We start from the raw sequence: 22,119 nt of genomic DNA, 5'->3' as shown, positions 1-22,119 counted from the left end.
ACAAATGAAAATAAGTAAAAGGCGAAGCGAACAAAATAACCGTCAATTAAAACGAAAATCCCGGGTCCGCATTTTATCGCGCCTCACCCGCCGGAACCGTGCGCTATCCCACCGATTCCAGCAGTTCTGCCGGTTTTGAACGAAAGCCCCTCAAGCCCGCCACCACCAAGGCTTTCGGTTCGATCAACCACACAAATCAAAAATACCACGCATTACGGTTCGCATCATTACAGTTTCCCGCTTCTCGATAATCGACGGCCGCCCGAATCAGTAGACTCGCCCCATCCTCGGTGTAACGAAACACGATTGGCGCGACATGCTGCCATAGCCGCCGCACGCCCCTTCGGATCATTTCCCCACCGCGGAATGCGAATTCGCCGAATCGCGGCGAATGCCACGTCAAAAGAAGAAAGAGGGGTATGTCGTGAATCACTCATTTCGATCGATATGGAGCGACGCCGCCGGCTGCTGGGTCGCGGTGGCGGAAACGGCTCGGGCGCGCGGCAAGCGCTCGGGCAGCGAATCGGGCTCGAGTCGCACCGCGCGCAAGGGGGCGCACCACGCGGCACGCCGCTCGCCGCTGCGCGTCGCGGCGCTCGGGGCCGCGCTGGCCGCGCTGTCGACCGGCGTGGCGCACGCGTCCACGTGCGGCGACGGCGCGACCGTCGCGAGTGGCGGTACCTGCGCACTCGGCAGTTTCAGCCCGACCGTCAACGACAACCTGGCCGGCGCCACGACCGTGTCGGGCGGCGAAACGGTCGGCGTGGCAGGCGCATGGACGGGCGTCCCCGGCGACCCGGGCTATACGCTGACGCCGCTCGGCAGCGCGACCATCGTGTCGGGCGACCCGAACCAGCCGCTGGTCTCGCTCAGCGGCAAGACGCAAAGCGTCAGCACGCCCGACTCGATCACGGCCGCCCACACGTCGGTCGCCACCTACAACTCCGCCGAATTCACCGCATCGACGGCCGGCTCGACCACCGTGCCCGTTTACCACGACGTGAACGGCGGCCAGTACGTGAATACGCGAATCGGCACCGTCGACAGCACCGGCGGCACGCTGAACGTGTCGATCGGCAATGCCGCGAATGCGCCCGACGCGACCGGCAACGCGATCTCGATCGCACCGAAGCAGACCGACCTGACCTTCGCGGACGGCACCGGTGCGGCAAAAAGCGTCGTCAACTGGAATTCCCGCAACCGGATCTGGCTCGGCACCGGCGACTATCTCGCCAGCGGCGGCCCGGTCGGCCAGCTCCAGCTCGACGTGCCGGCCTACGCAGGCACCTTCACCGCGTTCGACGGCAGTCGCTGGACCGTCACCGACGCCGCATCGCTCGCCGCCTACAACGACTTTCTCGTGCGCTCGGTCCAGAGCGGCGCGCTCGGCTCGCAGGCCGCGTACGACACCGCGTTCGGCCAGGCCGTCACGTTCTCGCAGCAAACCTTCCAGTACGCGAACAACGTATCCGCCGGCGACAAGAACACGCTGCCGATCGATCACCTGTCGGTGATGCACGGCACGGGCGCGAACGCGACGCTGCACATCGGCAAGGACGGCCAGATCGACTTCCGCGGCACCAACACGATCGACTCGAGCTCGGCCGTGCTCGCGGAAAACGGCGCGCACTTCGTCAACGACGGCCGTTTGTCGGGCGACTTCACGCTGGTACGCCTTCTGAGCGGCGCGAGCGGCGTCAACAACGGCGTGATTTCGTCCGGCTACGCGTCCGGCGACAACGTCGACACGAGCGGCAGCACGCCACCCGACAATTTCGGCTTCCACGCGTACACCGAGGGCAACGGCGTGTATGCGGGCGGCGCGGGCACCACGTTCGTGAACCACGGCGTGATGAACGTCGGCGCATGGACGCTCGACGGCAACCGCCCCGACCTGCAGAACTACGCGGTGGCCGCGACGGACGGCGCGCGCGCGTCGAACGCCGGCACGATCAACGTCGGCGTCAACGCGACGACGCTCGACAGCCAGGTGATCGGCGGCCTCGCGGCCGGCGGCAGCTTCACGAACGAAGCCGGCGGCACGATCTATCTCGGCCGCGCCGCGCAGTACGCCCCCACCTCCCCCGAAGCCGCGAACGACGTCGCGCTGTCCGCGCACGCGTACGGCATCCTGCTCGGCGCGTCGGGCACCGCGAGCAACCTTGGCACGATCGTGATCGGCTCGCAGACGCAGAACGGCGCCGCGCTGGCGAGCATCGGCTCGAGCGCCGGCACGCTGACCAACGCGGGCGCGATCGTCGTCAACGGCGCCGCGCCCGGCACGCCGCTCGCCAACGTCGGCATGCTCGCGGCCGACACCGCCGCGACCGTGACCAACACGGGCACGATCACGCTGAATGGCGTGAACGGCATCGGCATCATGGTCGTCGGCACCGGCGCGAACGCGGCGGCCGCGACGTCGACCGGCACGATCGACGTGGCCGGCGGCCTCGACCCCGCGTCGGACACGCGCAACTACGGCGTCTGGGCCGAAGGGCCGCTCGCGAAGGCCACGCTCGACGGCGCGCTGAACCTGACCGGCACCGGCGCGATCGGCGTGCACGCACGCTCGGGCGCGACGATCGACGTCGGCGCGAACGCGGTGCCGGCCTTCATGTCCGGCACGAACCAGATCGGCTTCTATGCATACGGCGCGGGCTCGAAAATCAACGTCGCCGCGCAGCATCTGAGCGTCGACACCGACGAATCGACGCTGTTCCGCGTCGCGGGCGGCGCGACCTACACGGGCGCGTCGGCGGCCGGCACGCTGACGACCGACGTCAACGGCCAGCGCTCGCGCGGCGTACTCGCGACCGACGCCGGCACCACGTTGTCGACCGGCAACGCGATCTACAACGTCAATGGCGCGAATGGCATCGCGATCGCCGTGGAAGGCGGCGCGACGGCCACGATCGACGCGGGCGCGACGATCAACCTGAACGCGGCCGGCGCGACCGCGGGCGTGGTGGACGGCCAGGCGCACGACCTCGCCGGTGCGAACGCCGGCGCGCCGGTCGCGACGACGCTGACCAACGATGCCGCCGTCACGTCGTCGACCGCCGGCGTGACCGGTTTCGTCGCGCAGAACCTCGGCACGCTCGAGAACCGCAGCACGGTGCTGCTGACCGGCGCGGGCTCGACGGGCGTCGTGGCCGGCACGCTCGGCACGGTGAACAACGCGTCGACGATCCGCGTCGCCAACGGCACGGGGGCGCTCGTGCAGGGCGCGTCGGCCACGCTCGCCAATGCGGGTTCCATCGAAGCCGACGACGGCCTCGCGGGCGTACGCCTGACGGGCGCCGGCGCATCGGTCGCGCTGTCGGGCGCCGGCACCGTCATCGCGAACGGCAGCGCCGACGGCGTGCTGATCGACTCGACGGTCGCCGGCGGCGGCATCGCGGCAGGCGCGACGTCGATCGCGGTCGGCGGCTCGGGCAGCGGGATTCACAACCTCGGTGCGAATGCAACGATCGCGCTGTCCGGCACGCAGATCGGCACGACCGGCAACGGCGCCGCCGGCGTCACGTCGACCGGCGCGGGCGCGCGCATCGCGGCCGATGCGGCCACGGTCGTCCGCACCAGCGGCGCCGACGCACGCGGCCTGTTCGTGTCGGGGGCCGATTCCACGCTCGCGGCCAACGGAACGACCGTCGCGACGACCGGCACGAACGCCCCTGCAATCGTCATGGACGGCGGCGCGACGGCGCTGCTGTCAGGCGCGAAGATTTCCGCATCGGGCGCCGCGGCCGACGGCGTCGTCGCGCAAAACGGCGGCCGCATCGCCGATACGGGTTCGTCGCTCGCCAGCGCGGCCGGCAACGGCGCCACCGCCAACAGCGGCGGCGTGCTCGCCTTGACCGGCACGACGCTCGCGGGCGCGACGGCCGGCGTGCTGACGTCCGATACGCTCGCGAACGGCGCGACCAGTTCGGTGCTCGTCGACGGCGGCAGCGTGACGTCCGCGACCGGGCCGGCCTTTGCCGCGCGCGGCGGCACGGCCGACATCGCGGTGCGCAACGGCACGGTCGTGACGGCCGGCAATGGCACGCTGCTGGACCTCGCCAACGGCAGCAACGTGACGTTCGACGCATCGGCGGTGAACCTCGCGGGCGACATCGTTTCCGACGCATCGAGCACCGGCAACGTGTTCCTCGCGAACGGCACGACGCTGACCGGCAAGATCGACCCGGTCGCGCTGAGCGTCGACGGCACGAGCACGTGGCGCATGACGGGCAGCTCGGTGCTGAGCAGCCTGAACAACGCGGGCCTCGTCGCATTCGCCGCGCCGACCGGCTCGCCGACGCTGACCGGCAGCTACAAGACGCTGACGACGGGCGGCTACGTCGGCAACGGCGGCACGATCGCGCTGAACACGTATCTCGGCGCCGACGCGTCGCCGACCGACCGGCTGATCGTGAACGGCGGCACGGCAAGCGGCACGACCGGCCTGAAGATCGCCAACACGGCCGGCACCGGCGCGCAGACGACCGGCGACGGGATTCCGGTGGTCGTCACGGCCAACGGCGGCACGACCGCCGCGTCGGCGTTCCATCTCGCGGGCCCGGTGCAAGCCGGCGCGTACGAGTACCGCCTCTATCGCGGCGGGCAAGGCGATGCGAACGGCTGGTACCTGCGTTCGCAGCTCGACCAGACCGACCCCGGCGACCCGATCCACCCGTCCGGCGGCGGCGACGGCGGCACCAACGGGAATGGCAACGGCGGCACGCTCGCGTATCGTCCGGGTGTTTCCGGCTATGCGATGACACCGCTGCTGAACGCCGACTACGGCTTCTCGACGCTCGGCAAGCTGCACGAGCGCGTCGGCGACATCTACAACGTCGAGAAGCAGCAGCCCGGCAATCGCGACGGCGTGTGGGGGCGCATCGGCGGCCAGAGCCTCGATGCGAACGCAGGCCGCTTCTCGGCCGACGAACGCACGTTCTTCGCGCAGTTCGGCAAGGACTGGACCCTCGACCAGGCGCCGAACGGCGCCGGCAGCACGCACGCGGGCGTGACGGCCAGCATCGGCGTGTCTAATGCGAGCTTCAACGACATGGCGCGCGCGGGCTCGCCCGACCTGTCGACGTCGACCGGCTCGGTCGAGATGCACGCGCAGAGCGTGGGCGGCTACTGGACCCGCTACCTGTCCGACGGCACCTACTTCGACAGCGTCGGGCAGGTCACGCACTACGGCAACCGCTATCGCGACAGCTACGGCAACGAGGCATCGCAGAACGGCTTCGGCGTCGCGCTGTCGCAGGAAGTCGGCAAGCCGTTCGCGATCGGCACGTTGCCGGTCGCGGTCGAGCCGCAGGCGCAACTGATGTATCAGTACCTGAAGCTGAACGGGTTCAACGACAACGTGTCGGCCGTATCGGGCACGACGACCAATGCGCTGCGCGGCCGCGTCGGCGTGCGCATCTTCCGGCCGAACCTCCAGTCGAGCACGGGCGGCAGTGCCGCGACGCCGTACTTCACGGCCGACGTGCTGCACGACTTCCTGTCGCCGGGGCAGACCGTCGTCGGCGGCACGCCGTTCGCGACGCATCTCGGGCGCACCTGGTACGAGCTCGGCGTCGGCGTGACCGCCGGCTTCGGCAAGTCGGGCGAGCTGTACGCGAATGCGAAGATCGCGCGCAACATCGGCGGCGACTACCGGCGCGGGATCGTCGGTCAGGTCGGCTACCGGTACAGCTGGTAGCGCCCGGCGGCGGACGAAAAAAAACCGCCCGGCGGCATGCCGGGCGGTTTTCGCATGGCCGCGCGAAAAAACGCGCGAACGCTCGTCAGTGCAGGATTTTCGCGAGGAAGTCCTTCGCGCGGTCCGATTTCGGATTCGAGAAGAAATCGTCCTTGCGGTCGTCCTCGACGATCGCGCCCTTGTCCATGAAGATCACGCGATGCGCGACCTTCTTCGCGAAGCCCATCTCGTGCGTGACGACCATCATCGTCATCCCTTCCTGCGCGAGTTCGACCATCACGTCGAGCACTTCGTTGATCATCTCGGGATCGAGCGCGGACGTCGGCTCGTCGAACAGCATCGCGATCGGGTCCATCGACAGCGCGCGCGCGATCGCGACACGCTGCTGCTGGCCGCCCGACAACTGGCCCGGATACTTGTGCGCATGCGCCTTCAGGCCGACGCGATCGAGCAGCTTCATGCCCTTCTCGTTCGCTTCGTCCTTGCCGCGGCCGAGCACCTTGATCTGCGCGAGCGTCAGGTTCTCGGTGATCGACAGGTGCGGGAACAGCTCGAAATGCTGGAACACCATCCCGACCTTCGAGCGCAGCTTCGACAGGTTCGTCTTCTTGTCGCCGACCGACTGCCCGTTCACGAGGATCTCGCCCTGCTGGAACGGCTCCAGGCCGTTCACGGTCTTGATCAGCGTCGACTTGCCCGAGCCCGACGGGCCGCACACGACGACCACTTCGCCTTTCTTCACCTCGGTCGTGCATTCGGTGAGGACCTGAAACTGGCCGTACCACTTCGAAACGTTCTTGATGGAAATCATCTTGTGACCTTTTTCTGGAGACCCTTGACGAGAGCAGACGCCAACGAGCAAATCACGAAATAGCATGCGCCGGCGAACAGGACCATCTCGACGGTCGTGCCGTCGCGATCGCCGACGTTGGCGGCCGTGCGGAAGAAGTCCGCGAGACTGATCACGTACACGAGCGACGTATCCTGGAACAGGACGATCGCCTGCGTGAGCAGCAGCGGAACCATCGCGCGGAACGCCTGCGGCAGGATCACGAGGCGCATCGCCTGCGCGTAGTTCATACCGAGCGCGAACGCGGCATTCACCTGCCCGCGCGGCACCGCCTGGATGCCGGCGCGGATGATCTCGGAATAATACGCGGCCTCGAACAACGAGAACGCGACCATCGCCGAGGCGAGGCGGATGTCGATCGTCGGCGACAGCCCGAGCACGCCCTGCAGCAATTGCGGCACGATCAGGAAGAACCACAGCAGCACCATCACGAGCGGGATCGAGCGGAACACCGTCACGTACGCTTTCGCGAACCACGCGAGCGGCTTCACGCCGGACAGCCGCAGCAGCGCCAGCAGCGTGCCCCAGACGATGCCGATCACGATCGCGATCAGCGTGATCTTGAACGTGACGATCGCACCCGACCACAGCGTCGGCAGCGCGCCGGGAATACTACTCCAGTCGAACTGATGCATCACTTGCCTCCGATGTAGCCGGGCAGCCGCGTACGGCCTTCGATCCAGCGCATGAACGCCATCACGACGAGGTTGATCAGCACGTACGCGAGCGTCACGGCGATGAACGACTCGTAGGTCTGCGCGGTGTAGTCGACGAGCTGGCGCGCCTGCGCGGAAAGATCGAGCAGGCCGATCGTCGACGCGACGGCGGAGTTCTTGAAGATGTTCAGGAATTCCGACGTGAGCGGCGGCACGATGATCCGGTACGCGACGGGCAGCAGCACGTAGCGATACGTCTGCCATTGCGTGAAGCCCATCGCGAGGCCGGCCGCGCGCTGGCCCTTCGGCAGCGCGTTGATGCCCGAGCGCACCTGTTCGCACACGCGCGCGCCGGTGAACAGGCCGAGACAGATGATCGACGCGGTAAAGAACTGCGTGCCGGGCGGCAACTGCTTGATCCAGGTGCCGATCGACGCGGGCAGCAACTCGGGTATCACGAGATACCAGACGAAGAACTGCACGATCAGCGGGATGTTCCGGAAGATCGACACGTACACGGTGCCGATCGCGGCGAGCCACTTGTTCGGCACGGTGCGCAGCACGCCGAACAGCGACCCGACGATCAGCGCGATGACCCAGGCGACGAGCGACACTTCGATCGTCACCCAGAAGCCGGACATCAGCCATCCGAAATAAGTCGTCGGCTCGCCGGTCGACACGGGGCTCAGAAAGATGCCCCAGTTCCAGTGGTAAGACATGGGCAAGACTCCAGCAAAAAGAAACGGAAGAAGCGTGGCCTCTTCCGTTTCATGAGCGTCATTTCTGCATCAACGGCCGTGCGGTCAGTCGAGCGCCTTGTCGTTCGGGTTCGCGTACAGCTTCTTCATCGACTCGGACAGCGGGAAGTTCAGGTTCAGCCCCTTCGGCGGGATCGGGTTCTCGAACCACTTCGCGTAAATCTTCGCGGCTTCGCCCGACTTCTCGACTTGCGAGATCGCGTCGTCGACGACCTTCTTGAAGTCGGTGTCGCCCTTGCGCATCATGCAGCCGTAAGCCTCTTCCGATTGCGGCGTGCCGACGATCACCCATTCGCCCGGCTGCTTCGCCTTCGCGCGCTCGCCCGCGAGCAGCGCGTCATCCATCATGAACGCGACCGCGCGGCCCGATTCCAGCGTGTTGAACGAATCGCCGTGATCCTTCGCGCTGATGATGTTCATGCCGAGCTGCTTGTCGTTGTTCATCTTGCGCAGCAGGCGCTCCGACGTCGTGCCGGCCGTCGTCACGACCGTCTTGCCCTTCAGGTCGGCGAAATCCTTGACGCCCGAATCCTTCTTCGTCATCAGGCGCGTGCCGATCACGAAGATCGTGTCGGAGAACGCGGCTTGCTGCTGACGCTCGAGGTTGTTGGTCGTCGAGCCGCACTCGATGTCGACCGTGCCGTTCTGCACGAGCGGGATGCGGTTCTGCGACGTGACGGGGATGTTCTTCACCTGCAGGTTCGGCAGGTTCAGCTTCTTCTTCACCGCGTCCACGATCTTCATCTGGAAGTCGCGCGAATAGCCGACCACCTGCTGGTTCTGGTCGTAGTAGGAGAACGGAATCGACGATTCGCGGTGGCCCAGCGCGATCACGCCCGTATCCTTGATCTTCTTCAGCGTGCCAGTCTCCTGAGCATGCGCGCCGCTTGCGAACGCGCAAAGCGCCGCGGCCATCAGGACTGCCTTGTGGTATTTCATTTTGGTCATCTCCTTGGCTAAAACCCGCGCCAGTGTATCAAAGTAATATTTTTGAAAGTACTGGTTGTTTACCGCACTACGAATCGCCCTGTGCGAAGCCGTCCTCCCGGCTCCGGGCGCTCCAAATGCACGCGCGGGCGGTGCCGGATTCGGCACCGCCCGCGAGGGTTCACATCCGCAATCGGGTGGATTGCGTCATGAATCTTTCATGATCGATGATCTGGGACGCCCGGTCAGGGGCGCCCGGCCAGGGACGTCCGATCAGGGGTAGAGGCCGCGCATTTCGCGCGCCATCAGGATGCGCTTGCACGCGACGATGAACGCCGCCGTGCGCACCGTCACCTTGTGCTCTTCCGCGACCGCCCACACGCCGGCGAACGCTTCGCGCATCACGCGCTCGAGACGATGGTTGATCTCGTCTTCCGTCCAGAAGAAGCTCGAGAAATCCTGCACCCACTCGAAGTACGACACGGTCACGCCGCCCGCATTCGCGATCACGTCGGGGATCACGAGCACGCCGTTCGCGCTCAGGATGTCGTCCGCCGCCGTCGTCGTCGGGCCGTTCGCGCCTTCGACGACGATCTTCGTGCGGATCTTCGCCGCGTTCTTCTCGGTGATCTGGTTTTCCAGCGCCGCCGGGATCAGGATGTCGGTCTCGACCGTCCAGAACTCGTCGTTCGGCATCGGTTCCGCGCCTTCGAAGCCCGCGACGCCGCCCGTGCGTGCGACGTGGTCGAGCAGCTTGTTCGAATCGAGGCCGGCCGGCTGGTAGATCGTGCCCGTGTGATCCTGCACCGCGATCACCTTCGCGCCCGCTTCCTGGAACAGCTTCGCCGCGATGCCGCCGACGTTGCCGAAGCCCTGCACCGCGATGCGCGCGCCTTCGATTTCCAGGCCCTTCTTCTTCGCCGCTTCGGAGCCGACGACGAACACGCCGCGGCCCGTCGCTTCCTTGCGGCCGAGCGAACCGCCGAGCGCGATCGGCTTGCCGGTCACGACGCCGGTCGACGTCTGGCCCTGGTTCATCGAGTACGTGTCCATCATCCACGCCATCACCTGTTCGTTGGTGTTGACGTCCGGCGCCGGAATGTCGGTGTTCGGCCCGATGATGATGCCGATTTCGCTGGTGTAGCGGCGCGTCACGCGCTCGAGCTCGCCACGCGACAGCTTGCGCGGGTCGACGCGGATGCCGCCCTTCGCACCGCCATACGGCACGTTCACGGCCGCGTTCTTCACCGACATCCATGCCGACAGCGCCATCACTTCCGACAGCGTCACGTCCTGGTGGTAGCGCACGCCGCCCTTGCCCGGGCCGCGCGACACGTTGTGCTGCACGCGATAGCCCTCGAAGTGCGCGACGGTGCCGTTGTCGAGCTCGATCGGGCAGTCGACGATCAGGATGCGCTTCGGACGCTTCAGCGTTTCGAGCCAGCGCGACAGCGAACCGAGGTACGGCGCGACGCGATCGACCTGCTGAAGGTAGTTGCCCCACGGGCCGAGATCGTCGGCGTGCAGGTAGGACGGGATGGACTGCTGTTGCGAAGACATGGAAGCTCCAACGTTCAACGGATTGCGCACATTGTCGAAAAACCCGTTTTTTTTATCCAATGCCGTTTGTTTATTCGATTATGCGTTTCTTGCATGATCGCGATTTTTTGCAAATCGGCGGTCGATTTGCGCAAGAACGCCCGCGATCGGGCCCGCATCGCGTTCGTGAAAAATCCGATTGCGTGGATGCGGACCAGCCGCCGGACAGCCGTCCGACAGAAGTTGCAAGCTCGCCGTCAGTTGAGTGAGCCGATCGGCCGGATTAACCGCCGGCGGTTAACCGGCGGTGTCGCCGGCGGTCTCGCGCAGTTCGTCGCGCACGACGTCCCATAGCGCGCGCACGAGCTTCTGTCGCGGATCGTCGCCCTGCAGCGCGAGCTTGTCGCAGTACAGCCGGATCTCCATCGTCAGCGTGAACGGATGCGCGCCGCCGCGCGCCGACCGGTCGAGGCGGATCAGCCGGCCGCCCGCGACCGCATCGTCGACCGCGCTGTGCGGCAGGAACGCGACGCCGTGGCCCGCGAGCGCCATCGCCTTCAGCCCTTCGGCCATGTCGGTTTCGTACACGCGATCGAGGAACAGCCGCGTCGGCGCGTTCGCGATGATGACTTCGGTCATCCGGCCGAGATACGCGTTCGGCGTATACGACAGGTACGGCACGCGCGCGTCGGCCGCGCCCGGCAGCGTGTGGCGCGGCCGGCCCGCGCGGCCGGGCGCCGAGAACGGGCTAATCGGCTCGCTGCCGAGAACCAGCATGTCGTAGCGGGCCGGGTCGAGCGCGACCGGGTGGCTCGGGTGGTGATAGCCCATCACGAGATCGCAGCCGCCCTCGACGAGCGACAGCACCGCGTCGTGCACGTTCAGCGCACGCAGGCGCGTGTGGACCTGGCCCATCTTCGCCTCGATCCGCTCGAGCCAGCGCGGAAAATACGTGAGCGACAGCGTGTGCGGCACCGCGAATTCGATCGTCGGCACCGGCGCGCCGACGTGGCCGCGCAGCAGCGTGCGCGCCTCGTGCGCCTGCGACAGCATCGTCAGTGCCTGCTCGTAGAAGATCTGTCCGGCCTGCGTGAGCCGCGTCGGATACACCGAACGATCGATCAGCTCGGTCGCGAGCCACGCCTCGAGCGCCTGGATGCGCCGCGAAAACGCCGGCTGCGACACGTGCCGCAACTCGGCAGACCGGCTAAAGCTGCGCGTTTCCGCGAGCGAGACGAAGTCTTCGAGCCATTTCAGTTCCATGCAGGCGGGCGCGGCGGGCGGCGGTCGGGAAAGAAGCCAGCATTCTACCGGCGGGCGGGCCCGGCCGGCGGCTTGGCGCGCGGGCCGGAGCGCCTGTGTGGACGAGCGCCGGCACGCCGTTCGCGCGCCGCCCCGGCACCGCCCGGACGTCGTGTGCCCGCGGCAAGCGCGGCTGGACCGGTTCGGCCGGAACCGACGCGCGCCGATGGTAAAATGCCGGATTCTCCTCCCCTCGTTCGCCCCGGCCCCAAAAGGCCCTGCCCGATCATGTCCGACACTCGTCCCGATACGCTTTTCGCCCTCACCGCGCTCTCGCCCATCGACGGCCGCTACGCCAGCAAGACCGAAGCGCTGCGCGACTGGCTCTCCGAAGCCGCCTTCATGCGCCACCGCGTCACCGTCGAGGTGCACTGGCTGATCGCGCTGTCGCGCGCCGGCTTCGCGGAAGTCCCGCGCTTCTCGGAAGCCTCCGAGCAATTCCTGCTGCAGCTCGCCGAACGCTTCACCGCGCACGACGCCGCGCGCATCAAGGAAATCGAGCGCGTGACGAACCACGACGTGAAGGCCGTCGAATACTGGCTGAAGGAATCGGTGAAGGGCCAGGCCGAACTCGAGAAGGCGAGCGAATTCATCCACTTCGCGTGCACGTCCGAGGACATCAACAACACGTCGCACGGGATGATGCTCGCCGGCGCGCGCGAACACGTGATCCTGCCGGCACTGCGCACGGTCTACCAGCGCCTCGTCGCGCTGTCGCACGCGCACGCCGACCAGCCGATGCTGTCGCGCACGCACGGCCAGCCGGCCAGCCCGACGACGCTCGGCAAGGAACTCGCGAACGTCGCCGCGCGCCTCGCCCGCGCGATCGCGCGCATCGAGAAGGTCGAGATCCTCGGCAAGATGAACGGCGCGGTCGGCAACTTCAACGCGCATCTGTCCGCGTATCCGGAATTCGACTGGGAAGCGTTCTCGCGCGACGTGATCGAGAACCGCCTGAAGCTCACGTTCAACCCGTACACGATCCAGATCGAGCCGCACGACTACATGGCCGAACTGTTCGACGCCGTGGCGCGCGCGAACACGATCCTGCTCGACCTCGACCGCGACGTGTGGGGCTACATCTCGGTCGGCTACTTCAAGCAGAAGACGAAGGCCGGCGAAATCGGCTCGTCGACGATGCCGCACAAGGTCAACCCGATCGACTTCGAGAACTCGGAAGGCAACCTCGGCCTCGCGAACGCTACGCTGCGCCACCTCGCCGACAAGCTGCCGGTGTCGCGCTGGCAGCGCGACCTGACCGACTCGACGGTGCTGCGCAACATGGGCGTCGCGCTCGGCTACTCGCTGCTCGCGTACGACTCGCTGATCCGCGGCCTCGACAAGCTCGAAGTAAACCCGCAGCGCCTGAACGAAGATCTCGACAACTGCTGGGAAGTGCTCGCGGAGCCGGTGCAGACGGTGATGCGCCGCTACGGCATCGAGAACCCGTACGAGCAGTTGAAGGAACTGACGCGCGGCAAGGGCATCACGCGCGAAGCGCTGCAGGAATTCGTCGGCACGCTCGCGATCCCGCAGGATGCGAAGGATCGCCTGCTCGCGATGACGCCGGCGTCGTACATCGGCAAGGCCGTCGAACTCGCGAAGCGGATCGCGTAAGCGCCGCCGTCGCCTGACGCAAAAAAGCCCGATGCGAAGCGATTCGCATCGGGCTTTTTGTTGCCTGACGCAGCCGGTCAGAACGAGATCATCCGCCCCGGGTTCAGTGCGCTCATCACGCTCATCGCGGCCTTCGCGGCGGGAATCGCGATCGGCGACAACTGCCGGCCGAGCGGAATCGCGCGATGGTCGATGCTCGTGAGCATCGAGAAATCGTCGTTGCGGCCGACGAAATCGTCGCAGATCGCCTTGCCGATCCGCACCGTCTGCGCGACGCCGTGCCCGCTCCAGCCCTGCACCATGTACATCGGCACGCGGCCGTCGGTCTTGCGGCTGTCGGTCGCGCCGTTCAGCGTGAAGTCGCTGACGCCGCTCCAGCAGTAGTCGAGCGCGAAGCGGCCGTCGTGCTGCGCAAACACCGTGTTCAGCCGCGTCAGCAGATACGCGTTGACGTCGGGCTGCGCCCAGCAGCTGCCGGTGCCCTGCCCGCCGAACAGCAGACGGTTGCCGCGCACCGGCCGGTAGTAGTCGATCTGGAACTGCGTGTCGTACACCGGCATGCCGGCCGGCATCAGCGTCGCGACGTCGACGTCGAGCGGCGCCGTCACGCTCACGTACGTGAAGAACGGCACCGTGGTCGCCGCGCCGTCGTCGAGCAGCCGGAACGTCGTGTTGTGCAGCGCGAGCACGACGCCGCGGCGCGCGGTGATCGTGCCGCCCGGCGTGGTCGCGACGACGCCCGCGGGCGTCTCGTCGAGTTCGAGCACCTCGGTGCCCTCGTACAATGCGCCGCCGTTCAAACGGAAGCCGTGCACGAGGCCGCGCACCAGCGCGAGCGGATGGATCTGCCCGCCGAGCGCGTCGATCGCCGCGCCGTGATACAGCCCCGAGCGCACGTATTCGTCGTGCAGCTGATGGCGGCCGACGAGCGTCACGCCGGCGTCGCCGAGATGACGGCGCGCATCCGCGCCGTCGAGCAGCGCGCTCATGTGGCCCGGGTGGACCGCCGCCGTGACGTGGCCGCGCTTGCGGTCGAGATCGAGCACGTAGCGCGCGCCGATCCCGTCGATCAGGTCCATCGACTCGGCCGACGCGAAGCGCCACAGCCGCTTCGCATCGTCGTGCGACAGGTTCTCGATCATGTCGGCGGCTTCCCAGCGCGCAAGGCCGGGCGTCAGTTGCCCGCCGTTGCGGCCCGACGCGGCCGAGCCGACGTGATGCTTGTCGACGAGGATCGTGTCGACGCCCGCTTCCGCGAGATGCAGCGCGGCCGATGCGCCGAGCAAGCCGGCGCCGATCACGAGCACGTCGCAGACGGCGTCGTGCGCGAGCGGCGCGCTGTTTTCATGGCGCGACAACGACGCCTCGTACCAGTTGGCCGGGCGCCCGCCTTCGTAGCGGGCCGGATCGCACCAGTTCCAGTTGTCTTTTTCGATGTTCAGTTGCGTTTGCTCGAAACGCGCTTCGCCCTGGATCAAGGGCTTGTTGTTGGACGTCATGATTGCACTTGCATGGTCTTGGGCCGCCTGTCGAAGAGCCTGCTGGCTTCGCGGGTGGGGGCAGCCGGTTCCACATGGGTGTCAACGAGAAAAGGGGCGCGACGGCCCGTGTTGACGGCGGCGCGCTCGTGCCGCCTGGATCCCGGACTGTGCGAAAGCACGTATTGAAAGGTGCCGGGACACCCAATTTCTACACCGCAGAAATAATTCTACAGTGTAGAATAAGCTTTCGTCAAGATTACAGTCGGCGCCGTGCCGGCATACCAGCCTGCCTCGATGAAAGACAAACCCGCCCAAGGGCCGCGCGGCCTCGACAAGGACGCACTCGTCGCGGCCGCGCTCGCGCTGCTCGAAGACGTAGGCGAAGCGGCGTTCAGCGTGCGCAAGCTCGCGCAATCGGTCGGCTGCGACCCGATGAGCGTGCTGTATCACTTCAAGTCGAAGGAGGGCCTGAGCCGCGCGATCGCGAATGCGCTGTCGCGCTCGCTCGTGCCGGTCGATCCGTCACTGCCGTGGCGCGAACGGCTGCGCGACCTCGCGCGCCAGTACCGTGCGCTCGCGCTGCGCTATCCGGCCGCGTTCGCGCTGCTGCAGCGGCACATGAGCACCGGCCCGGCCGATCTCGCGCACATCGAGGCCGTGCATCGCGCGCTGACCGACGCCGGCATCCCGCGCGCGGCGCTGCCGTCGGTATGCGTCGGCTGGTACGCGAGCGTGATCGGCCTCGCCGCCGCCGAGGCGGGCGGCCTCACCCGCCCCGCGAACGACGTCGAGCTCGCGGAAATGCACGCGCTGTCCGACGCCGCGCATCCGCTCGTCAAGTCGGCCGCCCCGCTGTACGCGCAGCTCGATCCGGCGGTCGTGCACGACACGATGCTCGACGTGCTGCTCGACGGCATCGCGCAACGCGCACGCACGGCCTGACCGGCGGCCGCGCCGCCCACGAAAAAGGCGCCCGAAGGCGCCTTGTCGATGACGACGACCGCGAACCGCGCTCAGTGCTGATGCGCGAGGCCGATCTTCAGCATGACCTGATCGACGATCTGCTCGGGCGTCAGTTCGATGCTGACCTCGATCGCCTCGTCCGGGCCCGGTTCCTCGAGCGTGTCGAGCTGGCTCGTCAGTAGCGACGGATCGAAGAAATGGCCGGTGCGGCTCTTCAGACGCTCCTGCAACACCTCGAACGAACCCTTCAGATACACGAACCGCACGTCGGTGTCGGTGCCGCGCAGCACGTCGCGGTAAGAGCGCTTCAGCGACGAGCACGTGAACACGGCCGTTTCGCCCGCGCGCTGCTTTTCCTCGATGGCCGCGCGGATCGTGCGCAGCCACGGCCAGCGGTCTTCATCGGTCAGCGGAATGCCGTGGTGCATCTTTTCCTTGTTCGCCGCGCTGTGAAACGCGTCGCCGTCGGTATAGCTGCACGACAGGCGTTCCGCCAGCATTTCGCCGATCAGCGACTTGCCCGCGCCCGACACGCCCATTGCGATCAGAATCATTGACTACCCCTTGTTACAGAACCATGCTCAGCAGCAGCGTAAAACTGAGACCGAGCACCGAGATGATGGTTTCAAGCAGCGACCAGGTCTTGAACGTCTGGCCGACCGTCATCCCGAAGTATTCCTTGATCAGCCAGAAGCCGCCGTCGTTCACGTGCGAGAAGATCAGCGAGCCCGAGCCCGTCGCGAGCACCAGCAGCTCCGGGCTGACCGTCGTGCCGGCCGCCGCCGCGATCGGCGCGACGATGCCGCAGGCCGTCGTCATCGCGACCGTCGCCGAACCCGTCGCGAGACGCATCAGCGCCGCGACGAACCAGCCGAGCAGCAGCGGCGACAGGTGCGCGTGCTTCGCGGTCTCGACGATCTGCTGCGAGATCCCGCTGTCGCGCAGGACGCCGCCGAAGCCGCCGCCCGCGCCGACGATCAGCGTGATGCCGGCGATCGGCGCGAGGCACTCGCCGCAGAACTTCTGGATCTGGTCGCGGTTGAAGCCCTGCTTCGCGCCGAAGGTCCAGAAGCTCACGAGCACGGCAATCAGCAGCGCGACGTCGGAATTGCCGGCAAAACGCAGCAGGTTGTTCGGCAGCGACTTCGGCGTGAACACCAGGTCGGCCCAGCTGCCGACGAGCATCAGCACGACGGGCAGCAGGATCGTGAACAGCGTGATGCCGAAGCTCGGCAGTTCGCGCTGGCGGCCCTCCGCGTTCGAATCGACGAATTGCGACGCGAGCGGGTTGTTTTCCGGCAGCTTCACGAACTTCGAGATCATCAGCGCGAACAGCGGGCCCGCGATGATCGCGGTCGGCACGCCGACGACGAGGCCGAACGCGATCGTCTTGCCGATATCGGCGCCATATTGCTGGACGGCCAGCAGCGCGGCCGGGTGCGGCGGGATCAGCCCGTGCACGACCGACAGGCCGGCCACCATCGGCAGGCCGACGACGAGCAGCGACTTGCCGGTGCGCTTCGCGACGTTGAACGCGATCGGGATCAGCAGCACGAAGCCGACTTCGAAGAACACCGGCAGGCCGACGATGATCGCGACGAACATCATCGCCCAGTGGATGTTCTTCTCACCGAACCAGTCGATCAGCGTGGTCGCGATCCGCTCGGCGCCGCCCGATTCGGCCATCATCTTGCCGAGCATCGTGCCGAGGCCGACGACGATCGCGATGTGGCCGAGCGTGCCGCCGGTGCCCGTTTCGAACGACTTGACGATCTTGTCCATCGGCATGCCGACGACGAGGCCGAGGCCGAGCGAAACGATGATCAGCACCAGGAACGGGTAGATCTTGTAGCGCGCGATCATCAGGATCAGCGCGGCAATCGCGATCAGCGTGAATACGAGCAGCATGCTGCCTTGGACGGCCCCCATGTGGCACTCCTCCTAGAATTGTTCGAACCGGGCGAGTCGTTGCGAGTATGCCCGGCTATGCGGGTCTCCGAAACACGGGGGTACCCCCCGTCAGGACGCTGAATTTTACTTATCTTTGCGGCCTGCGGATAGAACCGGTTCCATCAGCAAAAACCCTCGGTAAAACAAGCACTAACGCTTGCTTTCCGAGGGCGCGATCTTCATTTCATGCAAGTCTTAACGGGGCAGCTGACTCGCCGCTTGCGCGAGGCGCGTGACTTCGGCCCAGTCCTGCGCGGCGAGCGCGGCCTTCGGCGTGAGCCACGAGCCGCCGACGCACACGACGTTCGGCAGTTTCAGGAAGTTCGGCGCGGTGTCGACCGTGATGCCGCCGGTCGGGCAGAACTTCAGCGCCGGGAACGGCCCGTGGAACGCCTGCAGCATCGGCACGCCGCCTGCCTGCTGCGCGGGGAAGAATTTCACGATGTCGTAGCCGAATTCGAGCGCCTGGATGATGTCGCTCGGCGTCATCACGCCCGGCAGCAGCGGCAGGCCGGCGTCGAGCGCCGCGAGGTGCAGCTCCTTCGTCAAACCCGGCGACACGCCGAACTTGGCGCCCGCGCGCTTCGCCTGCGCGCAGTGCTCGGGCTTCGTGATCGTGCCGACGCCGACGACGATGTCGTCCGCGAGCTGGCTCGCGCGCTGGATCGCCTCGATGCCGGCCGGCGTGCGCAGCGTGATCTCGAGCACCTTCACGCCGCCCGCGTGCAATGCACGCGACACGTTTTCGCCCTGCTCGACCGAGTCGAATGCGAGCACCGGAATGACCGGGCCCAGCTTCACGATTTCAGCAATCGTCTTCATTGAATTGGCTCCTTGAAATTCATGCGGCGACGCTGGCGGCCGTTTCGCCGACCAGCGCCCCGAAAACCGATGCGCCCTGCTCGGCCGGTGCGGCCGCCGCGCGGAACACGCCGAACAGTTCACGCCCGAAACCGACTTCGTTCTCGGCCTGATGCTGCGGCTGCGCGACCGGGCGCGCGCGCCACTCGGCGTCGTCGACCTCGAGGTCGAGCACGCCGGCATCCGCGTCGATCACGAGCACGTCGCCCGTCTGCACCTTGCCGATCGGGCCGGCCAGCAGCGCTTCCGGCGACACGTGGATCACGGCCGGCACCTTGCCCGACGCGCCCGACATGCGGCCGTCGGTCACCAGCGCGACGTGGAAGCCCTGATCCTGCAGCACGCCGAGCAGCGGCGTCAAACGGTGCAGCTCGGGCATGCCGTTCGCGCGCGCGCCCTGAAAGCGCACCACCGCGACGAAATCGCGCTTCAGCTCGCCGCGATCGAACGCTGCCTGCACGGCTTCCTGCGAGTCGAACACGATCGCGGGCGCCTTCACCTTGCGGTGCTCGGGCGCGACCGCCGAGATCTTGATCACGCCGCGGCCGAGCCGGCCCTGCATCAGGCGCAGCCCGCCGTCCGGCTGGAACGGGTCGCGAATGCCGCGCAGCACCTTCGTGTCGTGGCTCTCGGCCGCGCCGTCGACCCACGCCAGCTTGCCGTCGATCAGCTTCGGCTCCTTCGTGTAGTGCGCGAGCCCCTTGCCGGCGACCGTCGTCACGTCCTCGTGCAGCAGCCCGCCTTCGAGCAGGTTGCGCACCAGGAACGCGACACCACCCGCCGCGTGGAAATGGTTCACGTCGGCCTTGCCGTTCGGGTAGATCTTCGCGAGCAGCGGCACGACCGCCGACAGCTCGTCGAAGTCGTTCCAGTCGATCAGGATGCCGGCCGCGCGCGCGATCGCGACGAGGTGCAGCGTGTGGTTGGTCGAGCCGCCCGTCGCGAGCAGCGCGACGATCCCGTTGACGATCGCCTTTTCGTCGATCACATGGCCGATCGGCGTGTACTGGCCGCGCTCGACGGTCAGGTCGAGCACGCGGCGCGCGGCCTCGGCCGTCAGCGCGGTGCGCAACGGCGTGTGCGGATGAACGAATGCCGAGCCCGGCAGGTGCAGCCCCATCAGCTCCATCAGCATCTGGTTGCTGTTCGCGGTGCCGTAGAACGTGCAGGTGCCGTGGCCGTGATACGCGGCCGATTCGGCTTCGAGCAGCGCGTCGCGGCCGACCTGCCCGGTCGCGAACTGCTGGCGGATCTTCGCCTTGTCGTCGTTCGACAGGCCGCTCGTCATCGGGCCGGCCGGCACGAAGATCGTCGGCAGGTGGCCGAACTGCAGCGCGCCGATCAGGAGGCCCGGCACGATCTTGTCGCAGATGCCGAGGCAGAGCGCCGCATCGAACATGTTGTGCGTGAGCGCGATCGCCGTGCCCATCGCGATCGCCTCGCGCGAGAACAGCGACAGCTCCATCCCCGGGTTGCCCTGCGTGACGCCGTCGCACATCGCCGGCACGCCGCCCGCGAATTGCGCGACGCCGCCGTTCTCGCGCGCGGCCGCCTTGATGATTTCGGGGAAATCCTTGTACGGCGCATGCGCGGACAGCATCTCGTTGTACGAAGACACGATGCCGATGTTCGGCTCGCGAATCGCCTTGATCGAGAACTTGTCGTTACCCTCGAGGCCCGCGAAGCCGTGCGCGAGGTTCGCGCACGACAGCGCGCCGCGTGCCGGGAACTTGCCTTGCGCGCCGTCGATGCGCTGCAGATAGGCGGAACGGGTCGATTGGCTGCGGGCGATCACGCGTTCGGTGACCTTCGCCAGAGTAGGGTGCAGCGACGTCATGCTGGGCGCTCCTGTATGCCGGCCGACACCGGCGGTTGGAATCGTGGGGACGGTCGAGCTTCGTCGATCGAACGCAGCCAGTCTAGTAGAAAAACTACAAGCATGCAATGCAGATCGATTCGTACGCAACCCTTATTCCCGCCACCAGCAAGGGTTTAATCAGTGGAAACCCTAATTAGCGTGGCTTACTTTGCGTCGAAACCGTTGCGATTGCGCTAGTATTTTCATGTAGATTTTCTACAATTCGATTGCGATACACTCGCTCATCCGAACCCGATTTCCACGTGCCGTCCCATGCTGCCTCGCATTGAAGCGATCCGCGCCGAGCTGCGCCCGTCCGAGCGCAAGCTCGCCGACTACATTCTCGCCGCGCCGCGCGAGGTGCTCGACCTCGCGATGACCGAGCTGTCGACCCGCGCGGGCGTCAGCCAGCCGACGATCGCGCGCTTCTGCCAGGCGCTCGGCTGCAGCGGCTTTCGCGAATTCAAGATCCGGCTCGCGCAGAGCGTCGCGCCGGGCGTGTCGTCGGTGTACCGCGACGTCGAGCCGAACGAACCGGCGCCCGGCATCATCGGCAAGGTGTTCGACCGCACGATCGGCGCGCTGATCGAGGTGCGCAACAGCCTGTCCGCCGGCAGCGTCGCCGACGCGATCGCGCTGCTGTCGAACGCGTCGAGGATCGAGTTCTACGGCGCCGGCGGCTCGGGCATCGCCGCGCAGGACATCCAGCACAAGTTCTTCCGGCTCGGCGTGCCGAGCGTCGCGTATTCGGATCCGCATACGTTCTCGATGTCGTCGGCGCTACTCGGGCCGCACGACGTCGTCGTCGCGATCTCGAACACCGGCCGCACGCGCGACATCGTCGACGCCGCGCGCTCCGCGCTCGCGTGCGGCGCGAAAGTCGTCGCGATCACGCAGAGCCATTCGCCGCTGGCGAAGCTCGCAACCGTGAGCCTCGCATCGAACGTCGCCGAGGAAACGGACGTGTTCTCGCCGATGACGTCGCGGATGTCGCATCTCGCGATCGGCGACATTCTCGCGGTCGGCGTCGCGCTGTCGCGCGGGCCCGCGCTGATGGAGCGCGTCGGTCGCGCGAAGGAAGCGATCACGCGGCGCCGCATCGACGACCCGACGAAGGACTAGCCGTCGCGGAACGCCGCGCGTAAACGAACGACGGCGCCTCAAGGGGCGCCGTTGCACATGATTCGATGGCGGCGTACTCGCCGGCCGCGCCGCTCAGAACGGCTTGATCACGACCAGCGCGACCGCCGCGAGCATGCCGAGCACCGGCAGCTCGTTGAACACGCGATACCACTTGTCGGAGCGGCGGTTCTCGCCGCGCTCGAACACCTTCAGCAGGTGCCCGCAATACGCGTGATAGACGATCAGCAGCAGCACGACCGTCACCTTCGCGTGAATCCAGCCCTGCCCCTGGCCGATGCCGATCACGAGCCACAGCCACAGCCCGCACGCGAGCGCGGGCACCGCGATCATCGTCATGAAGCGGAACAGCTTGCGCGCCATCAGCAGCAGGCGCCGCACCGCGGCCGGATCGGTCTCCATGGCCAGGTTCACGTAGATGCGCGGCAGGTAGAACAACCCTGCAAACCACGCGGCGATCAGAACGACATGGAACGTCTTGATCCAGAGCATTGCCATCGATTGTGCGCCTCGCGG

Annotated in this window: 16 protein-coding genes; 4 read left to right on the top strand and 12 right to left on the bottom strand. The window is 66.9% G+C overall.

Annotated features, from left to right (window positions below):
* Nucleotides 1-424: 424 nt before the first annotated feature.
* Nucleotides 425-5,701: an autotransporter outer membrane beta-barrel domain-containing protein gene (locus tag QZM72_RS10315; protein WP_301738002.1), complete on the top strand. Its 5,277-nt coding sequence runs from the start codon at nt 425-427 to the stop codon at nt 5,699-5,701.
* 85 nt (nt 5,702-5,786) lie between these two features.
* Here QZM72_RS10315 and QZM72_RS10310 read toward each other — a convergent pair whose 3' ends face one another.
* The 6 genes from QZM72_RS10310 to QZM72_RS10285 all read right to left on the bottom strand — a co-directional run bounded on the left by QZM72_RS10310 (nt 5,787) and on the right by QZM72_RS10285 (nt 11,694).
* Nucleotides 5,787-6,512, bottom strand: coding sequence for an amino acid ABC transporter ATP-binding protein (locus tag QZM72_RS10310; protein ID WP_175876519.1), 726 nt, complete (start codon nt 6,510-6,512; stop codon nt 5,787-5,789).
* Nucleotides 6,509-7,186 (bottom strand): glutamate/aspartate ABC transporter permease GltK, encoded by a 678-nt coding sequence (gene gltK / locus QZM72_RS10305; protein WP_089466681.1) that lies wholly within the window; start codon nt 7,184-7,186, stop codon nt 6,509-6,511. Before gltK ends, QZM72_RS10310 begins: the two co-directional genes overlap by 4 nt.
* Entirely contained in the window at nt 7,186-7,926 is a 741-nt protein-coding gene (locus tag QZM72_RS10300; protein ID WP_077179112.1) for an amino acid ABC transporter permease, read from the bottom strand. The genes gltK and QZM72_RS10300 overlap by 1 nt, the downstream gene beginning before the upstream one ends.
* Nucleotides 7,927-8,010: 84 nt before the next feature.
* Entirely contained in the window at nt 8,011-8,904 is an 894-nt protein-coding gene (locus QZM72_RS10295) for a glutamate/aspartate ABC transporter substrate-binding protein (protein ID WP_179233368.1), read from the bottom strand.
* A gap of 261 nt (nt 8,905-9,165) precedes the next feature.
* On the bottom strand, nt 9,166-10,452 hold the full coding sequence (locus tag QZM72_RS10290; RefSeq protein WP_011544584.1) for a Glu/Leu/Phe/Val dehydrogenase: 1,287 nt from the start codon (nt 10,450-10,452) through the stop codon (nt 9,166-9,168).
* 276 nt (nt 10,453-10,728) lie between these two features.
* Nucleotides 10,729-11,694, bottom strand: a complete 966-nt coding sequence (locus tag QZM72_RS10285) for a LysR substrate-binding domain-containing protein (RefSeq protein ID WP_089466679.1) — start codon at nt 11,692-11,694, stop codon at nt 10,729-10,731.
* Between the two features lie 267 nt (nt 11,695-11,961).
* Here QZM72_RS10285 and purB point away from each other — a divergent pair, with 267 nt between their 5' ends.
* A complete protein-coding gene (gene purB, locus QZM72_RS10280) occupies nt 11,962-13,350 on the top strand; it encodes an adenylosuccinate lyase (protein ID WP_301738001.1) in 1,389 nt (462 codons plus the stop codon).
* A 77-nt stretch (nt 13,351-13,427) separates the two neighbouring features.
* Here purB and QZM72_RS10275 read toward each other — a convergent pair whose 3' ends face one another.
* Nucleotides 13,428-14,849 (bottom strand): FAD-binding oxidoreductase, encoded by a 1,422-nt coding sequence (locus QZM72_RS10275; RefSeq protein ID WP_089466677.1) that lies wholly within the window; start codon nt 14,847-14,849, stop codon nt 13,428-13,430.
* Between the two features lie 276 nt (nt 14,850-15,125).
* Here QZM72_RS10275 and QZM72_RS10270 point away from each other — a divergent pair, with 276 nt between their 5' ends.
* Nucleotides 15,126-15,773, top strand: a complete 648-nt coding sequence (locus QZM72_RS10270; protein WP_089466676.1) for a TetR/AcrR family transcriptional regulator — start codon at nt 15,126-15,128, stop codon at nt 15,771-15,773.
* A gap of 71 nt (nt 15,774-15,844) precedes the next feature.
* Here the strand turns inward: QZM72_RS10270 and QZM72_RS10265 are convergent, their stop codons facing one another.
* From QZM72_RS10265 to edd, 4 genes are all read right to left on the bottom strand, one after another.
* On the bottom strand, nt 15,845-16,348 hold the full coding sequence (locus QZM72_RS10265) for a gluconokinase (RefSeq protein WP_089466675.1): 504 nt from the start codon (nt 16,346-16,348) through the stop codon (nt 15,845-15,847).
* 13 nt (nt 16,349-16,361) lie between these two features.
* The gene (locus tag QZM72_RS10260) at nt 16,362-17,723 is read right to left on the bottom strand and encodes a GntP family permease (protein ID WP_089466674.1); all 1,362 of its coding nucleotides are present in this window, start codon (nt 17,721-17,723) and stop codon (nt 16,362-16,364) included.
* Between the two features lie 216 nt (nt 17,724-17,939).
* Nucleotides 17,940-18,566, bottom strand: coding sequence for a bifunctional 4-hydroxy-2-oxoglutarate aldolase/2-dehydro-3-deoxy-phosphogluconate aldolase (gene eda / locus QZM72_RS10255; RefSeq protein WP_301738000.1), 627 nt, complete (start codon nt 18,564-18,566; stop codon nt 17,940-17,942).
* A 19-nt stretch (nt 18,567-18,585) separates the two neighbouring features.
* Nucleotides 18,586-20,442 (bottom strand): phosphogluconate dehydratase, encoded by a 1,857-nt coding sequence (gene edd, locus QZM72_RS10250; RefSeq protein WP_089466672.1) that lies wholly within the window; start codon nt 20,440-20,442, stop codon nt 18,586-18,588.
* Between the two features lie 294 nt (nt 20,443-20,736).
* Between edd and QZM72_RS10245 the strand changes: the two genes are divergently transcribed.
* The gene (locus tag QZM72_RS10245; RefSeq protein WP_006753811.1) at nt 20,737-21,585 is read left to right on the top strand and encodes a MurR/RpiR family transcriptional regulator; all 849 of its coding nucleotides are present in this window, start codon (nt 20,737-20,739) and stop codon (nt 21,583-21,585) included.
* Nucleotides 21,586-21,678: 93 nt separating this feature from the next.
* Here the strand turns inward: QZM72_RS10245 and QZM72_RS10240 are convergent, their stop codons facing one another.
* Nucleotides 21,679-22,101: a CopD family protein gene (locus QZM72_RS10240; RefSeq protein WP_301737999.1), complete on the bottom strand. Its 423-nt coding sequence runs from the start codon at nt 22,099-22,101 to the stop codon at nt 21,679-21,681.
* Between the last annotated feature and the right edge of the window lie 18 nt (nt 22,102-22,119).

The organism is Burkholderia sp. AU45388 (genome assembly GCF_030481585.1).
Taxonomy (GTDB): domain Bacteria; phylum Pseudomonadota; class Gammaproteobacteria; order Burkholderiales; family Burkholderiaceae; genus Burkholderia; species Burkholderia sola.
The sequence above is the reverse complement of the archived record's forward strand: the minus strand, read 5'-3'. Positions and strand labels throughout refer to the sequence as shown.